The sequence below is a fragment of the Paenarthrobacter sp. PPS72 genome, from assembly GCF_048537125.1.
GTDB lineage: Bacteria > Actinomycetota > Actinomycetes > Actinomycetales > Micrococcaceae > Arthrobacter > Arthrobacter nitroguajacolicus_E.
Map to the genome: position 1 here is coordinate 84,035 of NZ_JBLYIE010000014.1, position 12,822 is coordinate 96,856.

General features: G+C 62.2%; 15 protein-coding genes. 12 read left to right on the forward strand and 3 right to left on the reverse strand.

Going from position 1 to position 12,822, the window contains the following annotated elements:
• Nucleotides 1-64 precede the first annotated feature (64 nt).
• Nucleotides 65-1,744 (reverse strand): alkaline phosphatase D family protein, encoded by a 1,680-nt coding sequence (locus ACLRGI_RS06825; protein WP_419200907.1) that lies wholly within the window; start codon nucleotides 1,742-1,744, stop codon nucleotides 65-67.
• 316 nt (nucleotides 1,745-2,060) lie between these two features.
• On the opposite strand from ACLRGI_RS06825, the gene ACLRGI_RS06830 reads away from it, so the two are divergent.
• Nucleotides 2,061-3,095 (forward strand): LysM peptidoglycan-binding domain-containing protein, encoded by a 1,035-nt coding sequence (locus tag ACLRGI_RS06830; protein WP_419200908.1) that lies wholly within the window; start codon nucleotides 2,061-2,063, stop codon nucleotides 3,093-3,095.
• 10 nt (nucleotides 3,096-3,105) lie between these two features.
• On the opposite strand, the gene ACLRGI_RS06835 is transcribed toward ACLRGI_RS06830, so the two are convergent.
• Complete coding sequence (locus ACLRGI_RS06835) at nucleotides 3,106-3,702, reverse strand: arsenate reductase/protein-tyrosine-phosphatase family protein (protein ID WP_419200909.1); 597 nt, start codon at nucleotides 3,700-3,702, stop codon at nucleotides 3,106-3,108.
• Nucleotides 3,703-3,902: 200 nt separating this feature from the next.
• On the opposite strand from ACLRGI_RS06835, the gene paaA reads away from it, so the two are divergent.
• The 7 genes from paaA to ACLRGI_RS06870 all read left to right on the forward strand — a co-directional run bounded on the left by paaA (nucleotide 3,903) and on the right by ACLRGI_RS06870 (nucleotide 9,441).
• A complete protein-coding gene (paaA, locus tag ACLRGI_RS06840; RefSeq protein ID WP_419200910.1) occupies nucleotides 3,903-4,898 on the forward strand; it encodes a 1,2-phenylacetyl-CoA epoxidase subunit PaaA in 996 nt (331 codons plus the stop codon).
• Nucleotides 4,895-5,323 (forward strand): 1,2-phenylacetyl-CoA epoxidase subunit PaaB, encoded by a 429-nt coding sequence (gene paaB / locus ACLRGI_RS06845; protein ID WP_419200911.1) that lies wholly within the window; start codon nucleotides 4,895-4,897, stop codon nucleotides 5,321-5,323. The genes paaA and paaB overlap by 4 nt, the downstream gene beginning before the upstream one ends.
• Nucleotides 5,320-6,240, forward strand: a complete 921-nt coding sequence (paaC, locus tag ACLRGI_RS06850; RefSeq protein ID WP_419200912.1) for a 1,2-phenylacetyl-CoA epoxidase subunit PaaC — start codon at nucleotides 5,320-5,322, stop codon at nucleotides 6,238-6,240. Before paaB ends, paaC begins: the two co-directional genes overlap by 4 nt.
• A gap of 5 nt (nucleotides 6,241-6,245) precedes the next feature.
• A complete protein-coding gene (paaD, locus tag ACLRGI_RS06855; protein WP_419200913.1) occupies nucleotides 6,246-6,857 on the forward strand; it encodes a 1,2-phenylacetyl-CoA epoxidase subunit PaaD in 612 nt (203 codons plus the stop codon).
• Between the two features lie 8 nt (nucleotides 6,858-6,865).
• Entirely contained in the window at nucleotides 6,866-8,071 is a 1,206-nt protein-coding gene (gene paaE, locus ACLRGI_RS06860) for a 1,2-phenylacetyl-CoA epoxidase subunit PaaE (protein ID WP_419200914.1), read from the forward strand.
• A gap of 9 nt (nucleotides 8,072-8,080) precedes the next feature.
• Nucleotides 8,081-8,860 carry an enoyl-CoA hydratase/isomerase family protein gene (locus ACLRGI_RS06865; protein WP_419200915.1) on the forward strand — a complete coding sequence of 260 codons (780 nt, stop codon included), beginning with the start codon at nucleotides 8,081-8,083 and terminating at the stop codon, nucleotides 8,858-8,860.
• A gap of 437 nt (nucleotides 8,861-9,297) precedes the next feature.
• On the forward strand, nucleotides 9,298-9,441 hold the full coding sequence (locus ACLRGI_RS06870) for a hypothetical protein (protein WP_419200916.1): 144 nt from the start codon (nucleotides 9,298-9,300) through the stop codon (nucleotides 9,439-9,441).
• A 6-nt stretch (nucleotides 9,442-9,447) separates the two neighbouring features.
• Here the strand turns inward: ACLRGI_RS06870 and ACLRGI_RS06875 are convergent, their stop codons facing one another.
• The gene (locus ACLRGI_RS06875) at nucleotides 9,448-10,539 is read right to left on the reverse strand and encodes an FG-GAP repeat domain-containing protein (RefSeq protein WP_419200917.1); all 1,092 of its coding nucleotides are present in this window, start codon (nucleotides 10,537-10,539) and stop codon (nucleotides 9,448-9,450) included.
• A 510-nt stretch (nucleotides 10,540-11,049) separates the two neighbouring features.
• On the opposite strand from ACLRGI_RS06875, the gene ACLRGI_RS06880 reads away from it, so the two are divergent.
• The 4 genes from ACLRGI_RS06880 to ACLRGI_RS06895 all read left to right on the forward strand — a co-directional run bounded on the left by ACLRGI_RS06880 (nucleotide 11,050) and on the right by ACLRGI_RS06895 (nucleotide 12,794).
• Nucleotides 11,050-11,580, forward strand: coding sequence for a TM2 domain-containing protein (locus tag ACLRGI_RS06880; protein WP_419200918.1), 531 nt, complete (start codon nucleotides 11,050-11,052; stop codon nucleotides 11,578-11,580).
• 16 nt (nucleotides 11,581-11,596) lie between these two features.
• On the forward strand, nucleotides 11,597-11,968 hold the full coding sequence (locus ACLRGI_RS06885; protein ID WP_144650587.1) for a PH domain-containing protein: 372 nt from the start codon (nucleotides 11,597-11,599) through the stop codon (nucleotides 11,966-11,968).
• 115 nt (nucleotides 11,969-12,083) lie between these two features.
• Nucleotides 12,084-12,461: a hypothetical protein gene (locus ACLRGI_RS06890; protein WP_419200919.1), complete on the forward strand. Its 378-nt coding sequence runs from the start codon at nucleotides 12,084-12,086 to the stop codon at nucleotides 12,459-12,461.
• 72 nt (nucleotides 12,462-12,533) lie between these two features.
• Entirely contained in the window at nucleotides 12,534-12,794 is a 261-nt protein-coding gene (locus ACLRGI_RS06895; protein ID WP_419200921.1) for a hypothetical protein, read from the forward strand.
• Nucleotides 12,795-12,822 lie beyond the last annotated feature (28 nt).

The following is a 12,822-nucleotide window of genomic DNA, read 5'->3' on the forward strand; positions in this document are numbered from 1 at the left end:
CGTCTAAGTACCCAACGTGCCCTGCAAGGGGCACATTGGGTACCAGATGGTAGGCCTACATGGGTCAGCGCTGCGGTGTGAGCGTCTTCGAGTAGATCGTTGCCCCGAGGGCGTTCCGCAGGCTCACCGTGAACAAGCCGTCCGAAGCGAGATCCACATGCCCGAAGTACTGGTTCTCGCCGTCACGGGGTGACTCGCCCGGGAAGCGCCCGGCCTTGGCAAACAGAACTTCGGGACCGAAGGTCTTGTCCATCTCGCTCGGTCCGAAAGAGCCTGCGTTGATGGGCCCGGCAACAAATTCCCAGAAGGGGTCGAAATCCGTGAAGGACGCCCGCTCGGGGGAATAGTGGTGGGCCGCGCAGTAGTGCACGTCAGCGGTCAGCCACACGGTGTTCTTGACCCCGTACTTCTTGAAGGCGCTGAGCACGCCGGCAATTTCAAGCTCGCGTCCCAAAGGGGCTCCGGGGTCGCGGTTGGCCAGGCTTTCCTGGTTCACGGCGCCGTCGGGCACGATGATTCCCAGCGGCAGGTCCGCGGCGATCACCTTCCATGTCGCCTTGGATGTGCGGACTTCCTTGATCAGCCAATCCACCTGCTCCTGGCCCAGGATGCTGGTGGCATACGGTTCCTTGCCGTCGGTGTTGGGGGACTTGAAGGTCCGCATGTCCAGGCAGAAGATCTCCAACTGAGGCCCGCGCGAAATCTTCCGATAGATGCGCGCTGGCTGGTACTGGCCGGCGTCGTAAGTTCCCGGGCGCCAGAGTGCCGCGGCGTCCGCTATGGGCATGTTCTCCTGCCACGCCTGCCGGCCGCGGGCGGCCAGGACATTGACGTTGCGCTCGGTGTAGCGGGGGTCGTCCAGGATTTCGCCGGGGTACCAGTTGTTGGTGGTCTCGTGGTCATCCCACTGCGCGATGACGGGGACATCGGCGAACATGGCGCGCATATTGGCGTCCAGCGAGTTGTAGCGGTGCCTGCCGCGGTACTCCTTGAGCGTCTCGGCAACCTTGGACACTTCCTCAGTGACGATATTCCGCCACACCTGGCCGTCCTTTTCCGTGACGGTGGCGGCGATGGGGCCGTCGGCGTAAATGGTGTCGCCGGAGTGGATGAAGAAGTCGGGCTTCGTGGCGTGCATGGCTTTGTAGCCTCGCATGCCGCCGAGTTCCTCGTTGATGCCCCAGCCTTGGCCGGCGGTATCTCCGGTCCACACGAAGGACTGCGGGTTCGACGACGAACTGCCGCCTCCGCGCGCGTCTTCAGTACCGCCGTCGTGCTTTCCCGTAGCGGAAGCGGGCGCTGTGCTGAACGTGCCTCGAACTGCCTCCCCGGGACCGTTTTCATCTTCGAAGGTCAGTTCCAGTGCGAAGCGTGTGCCCGCGGGCAGGCCCTTGGCGTGGATTTTGGCGGTGAAATCGCTGGCATCGGTGGCCAGGGGGCCGCGGATAGTGCGGTTGAAACCGTAGCGTCCCCGAAGGATCCCGCCCGCGTTGTCCACGGCCTGAAGCTGAGCCGTGAGCCGGCCCGGACCGGAAGCGCGGGACCAGAGGACGGCGGAGTCCGTAGTGACGTCGCCGGTGGCGATCCCCGTAGGAAGCGTGAGCCTCTTACGTACCAGAGGGATGGCGGAAGGGGCGGAAGCCGGGATGGCCGAAGCGGGCGCGGCAGTGCCCGTGGCAATGCCTGCGAGGGCGAGCGTGGCGAGGGAGGTTTTGACGAGTGAGCGGCGCGAGAGGTCAGTCATGGGTTCCACAGTGCGGGGCGCGGATGAACGGAGGGTGAGGGCAAGTAGTCCATTTCGGAAAACTGCGTAATGCCCAAGTAACCGTTCAGGTCAAAACAGGGAAAGTCGAGTAGTTCCTACTCGTGCGGCAGACATTGTCCTCTTCGTAGCATTGGAATTCCTAAGGTTTATAGCAATTCCGTTCCTCCGGCTCAGCGGTGGACTGCACCCCCGTCAATACCAGGTGGTGCCCTCCCAATACGTAGCTGCGCTTTTCTCCTTCAGACCCACAGCGGTTTGTCATGCGCGGTCCAAGCCATGGAGTCCGGGGTTTCCCATGAATATGAATGACTTAGATCTTCAAACGTCCCTGTCAACCAAGAGCAACGCTGATGTTCGGCGGCCAAAATTCAGCAAACCCAAGCTGTTGATTGCCGGCGCAGTGCTCGCGATATTGGCACTGATCCCACTATTCTTTGGCGTCGTCAATTGGGCTACGCAACCCGCGGGTGAGGTTGACCAAACTGTTTCCAATGAGCAGGTGCCTTCCGCGAAGGATGAAGGTACCAAAGCCCCCGCAGCTCTGCCTGTGCAGGATTCGGAAGCAGCCCCTGCAGCTGAAGCGCCAGCAGTGCCGGCAGCCGCAGCACCGGCAGCTGAGGCGCCCGCAGCTGAGGCGCCCGCAGCGCCCGCTCCCGAACCACCCGCACCCGCACCCGAGCCACCCGCACCCGCTCCCGTCGAGGCGGCCCCGGCACCACCTGCCGGCGACCCCAACCTCTACACGGTGGCGTCCGGCGACACGGTGGGTTCCATTGCTTCGCGCTACGGAGTGGATGTCACTGCGATGTTGGCTGCCAACGGCCTTAGCGCTTACTCAGTGATTGTGCCGGGGCAGGTTTTGAAGCTGACGGGACCTCCTATCGCGATCGTCGCTCCGGCTCCGGCAGCTCCAGCCGCTCCAGCAGCCCAGGCCGCACCCGCGCAAGCACCGGCAGCAGCCGCTCCAGTAGCTCCGGCTCCCGCGCCGGCACCCGCTCCTGCTGTCAGGACCATCTACGTGGCCGGAGCGGGAGGCCAATCGATGGTGGACGCCTGCATCGGGCCCATCCAGTACACGCCAACCAATGCCTACGCCACGTTCATCACAGAGCACGATTTCTGCGGAGGCTGGGGCCGGTTCTCGGGAATCAGCGTTGGTGAAACCGTGTCGATTCCGGGCTACGGAACCTTCACGGCCACCGGTAGGGGCCAAGTACCCAACCCGGGAACTACCAACGACGTCGCAGCCGTGTTCGGGGGATTCCCGGCAGTTGTCCTGCAGACCTGCATTCCCGGCACCAGCCAGATACTGGTGATTGCCCTCAACTGATAAACAAGAACTAGGCCGGCGCCGTCAGGCGCGCGAAACGGAGGATGCCCAGGATGGCCGGGGCCAGCTCATCCTCCATCTGGTGGTAGACCTCTTCCGCTCGTCGGTAGGGGTCTACCACGTCGTTGTCTGAAGGGTCGGATGGCAAAGCGAGGTGGCGGACCGATGCCGCCCGGGTGGGGAGCGCACGCCAGAACTCCGTGATGTCGCCGGCAGAGGCGGTATCGCCACGGTTCTCCAGCACGGACAGCATTCGGGCAAATTCCCGGACGGTGAAGGTGCGTTTCAACAAAGATGCGTCCAGTTGGAGGACTTCGCCGCGATGCTTGGAGGTCATGGCCAGCACCAGGTCGGTTTCCTTGAGGATTTTGGGCGTGAGTTGCCTGGCCGCAAAACCGTCGGGGCTGCCACGGAACGTGCTGATGATTTGGGCTGAGAGCGGCTGGATGGGCTCGCCCACCATGGCTCGCGTGCCGGCGCTGCGGACTTCGAAGGATCCCGGGCTGACCTGGTTGAGCCCGGCCTGCAGCAACCGTTCGGCAACGGGGGAGCGGCAGATGTTCCCGGTGCAGACGGTGAGAATCCTGAAGGGCTGGGGCGATTCCACGTAAGGCTCTTTTCTGGCGGTGACTGGGGACAGCTGAGGTCCCACCCCAAGTTAACACGGTGAGTGGCGAGGACCTTGTCAACAACGCAGGGCCACTGAACAGAGTCCGAACACGTCCGGTGCCAACAAGCGAACGCTTGACTGAAATCACCCGCTCCGCATATTCTGAACGAACGGTCGGTAATTTATTAGGAGCAACCATGGCATCGCAGAATCTGCAGTCAGTGCCCGCTGAGCTGTCCCCGGAAGAGCAGGAGCGGGAGGCAGCCGGACAGGCGTATTTTGATCGCATCATTTCGGAGGACTCGCGCATCGAACCGCGCGACTGGATGCCGGCGGCTTACCGCAAGACTTTGCTGCGCCAGATCTCGCAGCACGCGCACTCGGAAATCATCGGCATGCAGCCGGAAGCCAACTGGATCACCAGGGCGCCGAGCCTGAAGCGCAAATCCATCCTCATGGCCAAGGTCCAGGACGAGGCCGGCCACGGCCTGTACCTTTACTCCGCCGCTGAGACATTGGGCCAGTCCCGGGACCAGATGATGGAGGACCTGATTGCCGGCAAGGCCCGGTACTCGTCCATTTTCAACTACCCCACGATTTCCTGGGCTGACATGGGAGCCATCGGCTGGCTTGTTGATGGTGCCGCCATCTGCAACCAGGTGCCCCTGTGCCGTGCATCCTATGGTCCTTACGGTCGCGCAATGGTGCGCATCTGCAAGGAAGAATCATTCCACCAGCGCCAGGGTTTCGAGATCCTGCTGGAACTTTCCAACGGCACGCCTGCGCAGAAGCAGATGGCCCAGGAGGCGGTGAACCGCTGGTATGCGCCGTCGCTGATGATGTTCGGTCCGCCGGATGACGATTCACCCAACTCCAAGCAGTCCATGGCCTGGAACATCAAGCGCTTCAGCAATGACGAGCTGCGCAGCCGGTTCGTCGGCATGATGGTGGAGCAGGTCCGGGTCCTCGGCCTGACCCTTCCTGACAAGGACATCCGTTTCAACGAGGAAACCAAGAAGTGGGAGCACGGACCCCTGGACTGGAATGAGTTCAAGGAAGTCCTGGCCGGCCGCGGTCCCTGCAACTCGCAGCGCGTCGAGCGCCGCCGTGAGGCACACGAAAACGGTGCCTGGGTTCGCGAAGCCGCCGTGGCGTACGCCCGCAAGCAAGCACAGAAGGAACACGCAGCATGAGCCCTCACGGCAATCCGGAAGCACCGGCCAGCGCCGCCAGCGAAATCAACCGCGAAGCCCCCAAGGTTGCGGCAACCAACGCTGAAAGCTCGACGACGGGGCGCGTCTCAGGCCCCGACGTCACCTTGGGCGGCGCCAAGGAAGAAACCCCTTGGTCCCTTTGGGAGGTCTTCGTCCGCTCCAGCCGCGGCCTTTCGCACGTGCACGCAGGATCGTTGCACGCACCGGACGCCGCTATGGCCCTCCGGAATGCACGGGATTTGTACACCCGCCGCAACGAAGGCGTCTCCATCTGGGTGGTCCCGGCCGAGGCCATCTCCTCCAGCGATCCCGACTCCAAGGGTTCCTTCTTCGAGTCCCCGCAGGGTAAGGATTACCGCCACGCAACGTATTACACCAAGAGCGAAGGCGTGAAGCACCTGTGAGCAACACTAAAGACACTGACTTCGCAATCGAAGGCCACGGCGACATCTCCGTGGGCGTCCACGGAGCCGGGGCTTCAGGTGACGGCTCGGCGAGCGCCACCCGCATCACGCCGGGCAACGCGCTGCGTCCGGAGGACATCGCCCTGGAGATCAGCCGTGGGCAGGTCAAACCCAGCGAAGATGTGGCAGAGTTCGCCCTGCGCATCGGCGATGACGGCCTGATCCTCGCCCAGCGCCTGGGGCACTGGATTTCGCGTGCTCCGGAGCTTGAAGAAGACATCGCCTTGGGCAATATTGCCTTGGACCAGTTGGGCCACGCGCGTTCGTTCCTGACCTACGCCGGTGCAGCTTGGGGTAAGTCCGAGGACGACCTGGCGTACTTCCGCCGCGAGCACGAGTTCCGTTCCGCGCACTTGTTTGAGCAGCCCAACGGCGACTTCGCGGTGACCATCGCCCGCCAGTTCATCGTGAGCTTCTACCAGTACGAGCTCTACACGGCGCTTACCGCATCAAGCGACGCCACCCTCGCAGCCATCTCCGCGAAGGCCGTCAAGGAAGTGGACTACCACCGCGACCACAGCGCCCAGTGGGTGCTTCGTTTGGCCGGAGGCACGGACGAGTCCCGCGCACGCATCATCCAGGGCTTCAAGCTCGTATGGCCGTACGTGGATGAACTCTTCGAAGACGACGAGCTCACCACCCGCCTGTCCGAGGCTGGCGTTACAGTTCAGCCGTCCAGCCTCCGCGCAGAATTCGATCGCCTCACCCGTGGGATCATGGCCGAAGCGGAGCTGGAAATCCCCGGCGTGCCGCAGGCCCTGGGCGGTGGACGCAACGGCAAGCACTCCGAATTCATGGGCTATATCCTCGCTGAGATGCAGGTCCTTGCCCGCGAGCACCCCGGCGCGAGCTGGTGACCAGCATGGCTACCCGTTCACCAACGCAGCCAAGGACAGCCGAGCAGCGGGCCTGGGACATCGCGTCCACGGTCTGCGATCCGGAGATTCCAGTCCTCACCATCGAGGACCTGGGCATCCTCCGCGGCGTGCGGGTTTCCCCTGCCGAAGCACCCACCCCTGCCGAAGCACACGGCCCTGCCGAAGCACCCACCTCTGCCGAAACGCCAGGCCAGCACGACGGCGGTGCCTCCAGTGCCGTCGTCGAGGTCACCATCACGCCCACCTACTCGGGCTGCCCGGCGATGGATGCCATTGGTGACGACCTGCGGGCTGCCTTCCAGAAGGAGGGCTACGCCAGCGTGCACATCAACCTGGTGCTGTCGCCGGCGTGGACCACTGACTGGATGACCGAATCCGGCAAGGCCAAGCTGGAGGAATACGGGATTGCTCCGCCCAGTGGCATGGCTGCTGCCGGTGGCCACTCCGGTCCTGTCCGCCTGAGCCTGGCCGTGAAATGCCCGCAGTGTTCGTCGTTGAACACCAAGGAACTCACCCGCTTTGGTTCCACGTCCTGCAAGGCGTTGTTCGTCTGCCAGGACTGCAAGGAACCGTTCGACTACTTCAAAGTCCTCTAAGGAATTCCATGACCACCGAAACCCAGACGGCCAGTCGCCGTCGTGCGTCTTTCCACAACCTGACCGTCACGGAAGTCCGGCGCCTGACGGACGATGCCATTGAGGTCACGTTCGGGGTTCCTGCCGGGCTTGCCGGGCAATACGACTACCTGCCCGGCCAGTACGTGGCCCTTCGAACCACGCTCCCCGATGAGAAGGGTGAGCCGCACGAGGTCCGCCGCAGTTACTCGATTTGCGCAGAGCCGCGCAGCTTCGGGGACGGCAGCAGCGAGATCCGCGTGGCCATCAAGAAGGACCTGGGCGGTCTCTTCTCTACGTGGGCCAACGCCGAACTGAAGGCCGGCGACGTCCTGGATGTCATGAGCCCGCAGGGTGCGTTCATCTCGCGGCACGGCAAGGACGGCGCGTCGGTTCAGCACAACGTCATGAATTCCATGAACCACCCGGAGGAGTTGGCGGGGGAGCCGGGTAATTTCGTGGCGATCGCCGCAGGTTCGGGCATCACGCCGGTGATCGCGATTGCACGTACGTTGCTGGCGGCCAATCCGGAAACCACGTTTGACCTTGTCTACGCAAACAAGGCGGCCATGGATGTCATGTTCCTTGAAGAGCTGGCGGACTTGAAGGACAAGTACCCCTCGCGCCTGGCACTCCACCACGTGTTGTCACGCGAGCAGCGGATCGCACCGCTGATGACGGGTCGTATTGATTCCGAGAAGCTGCAGGCACTGCTCAGTAGTGCCATCCGTGCCGAGGATGTGGACGAGTGGTTCTTGTGCGGGCCGTTCGAATTGGTCCAGCTGTGCCGTGACACCCTTGCTGCCCGCGGCGTTGAGCCCGAGCACGTGCGTTTTGAGCTGTTCACCACTGGCCGTCCGGATCGTCCCGAGGGCAACGCCGGCCGTCCTGTTGTGGAGGACGAGTCGCAGGATACGTACAAGATCACCTTTACTTTGGACGGGCTGACCGGCGACGTCGCCAGCCCCACACACGCCCGCGAGTCCATCCTCAACGCTGCGTTGCGTGTCCGCCCGGACGTTCCCTTCGCGTGCGCCGGTGGTGTCTGCGGCACCTGCCGCGCCAAGCTGATCACCGGTACGGTGACCATGGATGAGAACTACGCCCTTGAACAGGACGAGCTGGACAAGGGCTACGTCCTCACCTGCCAGTCCCACCCCACCAGCGAAGAAGTTACCGTCGACTTCGACGTCTAAGGAGTCCCCATGATCGAGCTCTCCATTGCCAACGGTATTGCCGAAATAGTCCTCAACTACCCGGACAAGCTGAACTCGCTCAACGAGGACGCGCTTGCCCAACTGGACAAAGCGTACGACGACGCTGCTGCCGCCGCCTCACGTGGTGAGGTGCGGGTGCTGCTGCTTCGCGGAGAGGGACGCGCGTTCTGTGCCGGTCGCGACATCTCAGGGGTGACGCCGGAAACCGATGATGCGCAGGCTTACCTCGGCGGACTCGTGGAGCCGCTGCTGAAGAAGATGGCTGCGTTCCCGGCACCCACGTTTGCCGCCGCCCATGGTGCTTGCCTTGGGGTTGGGCTGGGGCTGCTGCTGGCCACGGACGTTGTTTACGTGGCGGACAACGCAAAGTTCGGCTCGCCGTTTGCCAAGCTTGGAGCCACGCTGGACTCGGGCGGGCACTGGTACTTCACCGAGCGCCTGGGCATGCACCGCACCTTGGACCTGATCTACACCGCCGATCTCATTTCCGGCGCTGAAGCCGTGGAACAGGGGATGTTCAGCCGGGCGATGCCTGCGGATTCCCTGCTGCCGGTGACCCGGGAGATCGTTTCTCGCGTGGCTGTAGGAGCGACTGGCGCTTTCAATGCGTCGAAGGAGCTCGTGGCCCACATCCGCGACCAGCGCCTGGGCCTGTGGGCTTCCATGGCCGAGGAAAACACCGAGCAGGCCCGGCTGTGCAAAACCGACGACTACGCCGAGGGTTTCCGTGCCTTCCAGGAGAAGCGGGCACCCGTTTTCAAGGGCTAACTCCCACTTTCTGCTGCGGATTCCGCCCTTGTTCGTCCCACTTGCAGTTGTGCGCTGAGCAGGGCGAACAAGGGCAGGTTTCGTAGGCTCTGGCTTAGACATCGGTGAGAGCACCATAAGTGAATGCGGGAGCCGGGCTGCCGCTCTTGAGGCACGGAAATCCGGTGAATGGACTTGACGCGGGCAAGGACCCGCGAGCATCGGGACTGAATTATGGTTCCCCCAGGAACATCAATGGTTCAGCACCTGGAGGGTGTAGTTCCAAACCAGAAAAGACCATCAAGACGTGGCTCAGATAGAGAATACAGCTCAGGGAGCTGGATGATTGCGTGCGTCCCAGCGGAACCCTCTACCCGCAACTAAGGCGTGCGGCCTAAAATAAGTCACACGCATTGGAACGCGCCTGGCGGTTCAGCGTGCTTTGAACGGAGAGTGCCATGCTCCAGATGATCATGTGCAAATTCAATCTCCACCACCGCTGGCACGTGGAATCCGCGGAGGACGGCAGCGGACGGTACCGGCGCTGCACCAGCTGTGGCAAATTCGACCGCGACTGGGACGGCAGCGGCTTTATGCACTGAGCGAAGCTAGATCAGGGTGTTGAAGATCCCCCAGCCGGTACCAATGTGCATGTTGCCGAAGAGGCCGGCCCCGTACTCCGAGTTCATGAAGAGACGCAGGTCGCCGGTTTCATCGATGCCCACGATGTCGTTGAGGGGTTTGAGAGCGGAGTAGCGGGCCCCGTAGAGCCGTTCATAGATACCGGCGCCGCTTATTTCGGTCATGACTTCCCAGCCCTGACCAGCAATGGATGGGGCTTTCCAACCGCCGTTGCCATCCGCCGGGTACTGGTACAGGATGCCGGAGTGGTCCCGGGCGTAAATGTCCACGGCGCCGTCGCCGTCGGTGTCGCCGGGTGTCACCAGCTTGTTCATGACATCCCATCCGGTGCCCACACGAGATGATGCCAGCCACCCGCCGTCGCCGTCACCAGGGTAGAGGTACAGGTCTCCTGTTGTGTCCCGGGCGAGGACGTCATTGTTGCCGTCGCCGTCGAAATCTCCTGGTCCCACCACGGCGTCAAAGATGTTCCAGCCCCAGCCGACTTGTGACGGAGGGAGCCATCCGCCGTTGCCATCTCCTGGGTAGATATGCAGCGTTCCTGCCCTGTCGCGGCCAAGGAGATCGTTGTTGCCGTCGCCGTCAAAATCACCCGTGGAGAAGACGGTGTCGAAGATGCCGAAGCCCCGGCCTACTACCCGCGGTGCTTCCGATGTGTGGTTGTAAAGGACACACCGGGCGCCGGACGGACAGATCGAGTACTCCGGGCTGTAGACGTGCGGGTAGAGGACCAAGTTGCCGTCATTGGTGCGGCCCAGGAGTTCGAAATTACCGCGGCCGGTCCACCCCATGGAGCGATTGGATGCTGCGATGGGAGCGGTCTCGGCGCTCTGGAACACTTCTGATTCAGAGCACACGCCGTAAACGTTGAACGATATGCGGTTGCCTTGGTCCTCGGGAAGGAGCTTCAGGAATTCGCCCTGACGCTCCGGAGGCAGGGGGTCGCCGTTGCTCAACCATTCCATGACGAAGCCGTGCGGGGCCTCCGCCGTCGATGGGCAGTCCTGTAGGCCGTAATCGGCCTTTCCTATGGTCAGTTCCGAACCGACGTTAGGCATACCAAACATTGGAGGAACCCAGTCCTGGGAATCCGCTGCGGCGGGTGCAGCGCCCACCGCCGTCGAGCCTAATAACAATGCGCCAAGTGCCGCAGACTTGAACGCAAATGATCGAAAGCTTCCCATGTTCCCCTGCAAGGCCCGTGACACAACAGCGTGAATGAAGCCGAGCCTAACATTCCCACGGAGAGTTGGCCGTCGTCCTAAGAGCCAACAATCGTGTACTCGACGGCGACCGTACAGAGGCGACCGTACAGATAAGGAACCTTCTGTAGCTCGTGGCGTGGCGAAAGTACGACGACGTTGCTGCCGCCCACGGTGGCTGGGCGCCCGTCCCGCTCCCTGGGGGAGCGGCTTGACCCCTTGAAATGGGAAATGTTGCGTCCAATCCAGCCGAATCGCCGGTGTGTCCGTCAGACTGATGATCGGCACATGAATGTTGGGGACCTCGGCGGAGACTGTCGTTACCCTGCGCCGTGGGCTGCATAAACATTCTCCGAAAGGCATCACATGACACAGCCGCAACCCGACCCCAATCCGGACACACCTGAAGTCCACCAGCCTCCGGCGCCGCAGCAGCCGGATCATTCCGCTCAACTGCAGCAGCACTACGCTCCGCCGCAGATGCCCCAGCAGCCGCAGTACGGGGCGCAGCCGCCGCAGCCGCAGTACGGCACGCAGCCGCCACAGCCGCAGTACGGCACGCAGCCGCCACAGCCGCAGTACTACGCTCAGCCGCAGGCGCCCCAGCAACCTCAGTACGGGGCACAGCCGCCGCAACCCAATATGGCCTACGCTTATCCGCAGCCCAAGTCGAAAATTGCGGCCGGCCTTCTAGGAATTTTCCTGGGCGGCCTCGGCATCCACCGCTTCTACCTGGGCTACACCACCATCGGTGTCATTCAGTTGGTTCTCACTGTGGTTGTGGGCATCTTCACTTTCGGGTTGGTGGGCCTGTGGGGCCTTATCGAGGGCATCATGATCCTTGCCGGAGCCGACTACTTCCGGAGGGACGCCAAGGGCGTTCCTCTTCGCGACTGACGCAGGAAAGAAAATTTTGACCAACATCATTCACGACAAGCCGGAGCAATTAGAACAAATCCGGGCGGGTCTCCTGCAAGGCGAAATTGTCTATGCGGTGTACGACTGCATCGGCGTTGGCACTGGCTTCGTCGGTATCACGAACATGCGCGTCATTCTGCAAGACAAGAGCTTCGTGGGCAATAAGCTCGCCATCGTGTCTGTGCCCTACAAGAACATCCGCTCCGTCTCCATGCTCTCCAATAAATCGATGATGGGCCGGTTCGCTTCGACGTCGAGCATTGGCATCGACACAGGGGGAAGTATCAAAGAAGCCGACTTCCGTGGCGATGACAAGGCCCGGCACGCGCATGACTTGATCCTTTGGAACGTGCTGACCACGAAATAGCTTTCGCGATTGGAGGGCGGTCGAACATTCGGCCGCCCTCTTGGCTGTTTGAGGCCAATTTCCTACACAGGCCACTTCCTATGCAGACCACTTGGCGCATGGCAAAGTGATCGGCATGACTCGAATCCTGATGATCGGTATCCGAGCCAGTGCGCTCGACTACAGCAAGCTGCCTCCCGGGCTGGATGAAGCCATCATGACCGAACGGATCGAGGCCGGTTTCGGAGCAACAATTGCCGCCGGCTTTGATGCTGTGTCCTGTCTGATCGGCACTTCGCCGGATGAGGCTGAATCGGAAATTCGAGAAGCCTTTGCCCGTGACCGTTTTGGCCTGGTGATGATCGGCGGTGGAATCAGGATGGTCCCGGAGTACACAGAATTGTTCGAGCGGGTCATCAACACGTGCAGCGCGGAAGCACCCGGAATCCCGTTCTGCTTCAACACCTCGCCGGAAACCACCTTGGAGGCTTTGAGGCGCCATATCCAGCCTTAGTCATCTGCAAAAAGCGCGGCGTAGACTTTCCGTTGTGCGGTGGCGGGCCCTACTATTCGGAGGGAGGCTGACATGGCTTACGATCCCCAAGCATCCCGTAGTGACAGCGTCACCGAGCAGCTTCAGGACCTCGTTCTGCAGTCCGTGGACGTGGACGAATTCCTCACGGACCTGGCTGCGGAACACACGCTTTTACTGGTCCCGGCATTGAGGAGGCGGAGTCCCAGGCTGCGCAGGCTTCAAAGGTCTTGCGGATGGCTAGCCGAGGTCTGTAATCAATCGCGTGAGGTTGGTGGTGTCCGCATTTTGAACTCGTGGGGTACGGAAGCGTAGTAGCGCGCCCGCGTTAAATCACGTCTGC

Bases quoted from the DNA above. Each gene is read 5' to 3' on its own strand.
- ACLRGI_RS06870 (WP_419200916.1), top strand. From the start codon at position 9,298: ATGCTCCAGATGATCATGTGCAAATTCAATCTCCACCACCGCTGGCAC.
- ACLRGI_RS06880 (WP_419200918.1), top strand. From the start codon at position 11,050: ATGACACAGCCGCAACCCGACCCCAATCCGGACACACCTGAAGTCCAC.
- paaA (WP_419200910.1), top strand. From the start codon at position 3,903: ATGGCATCGCAGAATCTGCAGTCAGTGCCCGCTGAGCTGTCCCCGGAA.
- ACLRGI_RS06875 (WP_419200917.1), bottom strand. From the start codon at position 10,539: ATGCCTAACGTCGGTTCGGAACTGACCATAGGAAAGGCCGATTACGGC.
- ACLRGI_RS06830 (WP_419200908.1), top strand. From the start codon at position 2,061: ATGAATATGAATGACTTAGATCTTCAAACGTCCCTGTCAACCAAGAGC.
- ACLRGI_RS06890 (WP_419200919.1), top strand. From the start codon at position 12,084: ATGACTCGAATCCTGATGATCGGTATCCGAGCCAGTGCGCTCGACTAC.
- ACLRGI_RS06825 (WP_419200907.1), bottom strand. From the start codon at position 1,744: ATGACTGACCTCTCGCGCCGCTCACTCGTCAAAACCTCCCTCGCCACG.
- paaB (WP_419200911.1), top strand. From the start codon at position 4,895: ATGAGCCCTCACGGCAATCCGGAAGCACCGGCCAGCGCCGCCAGCGAA.
- ACLRGI_RS06865 (WP_419200915.1), top strand. From the start codon at position 8,081: ATGATCGAGCTCTCCATTGCCAACGGTATTGCCGAAATAGTCCTCAAC.
- paaD (WP_419200913.1), top strand. From the start codon at position 6,246: ATGGCTACCCGTTCACCAACGCAGCCAAGGACAGCCGAGCAGCGGGCC.
- paaE (WP_419200914.1), top strand. From the start codon at position 6,866: ATGACCACCGAAACCCAGACGGCCAGTCGCCGTCGTGCGTCTTTCCAC.
- ACLRGI_RS06895 (WP_419200921.1), top strand. From the start codon at position 12,534: ATGGCTTACGATCCCCAAGCATCCCGTAGTGACAGCGTCACCGAGCAG.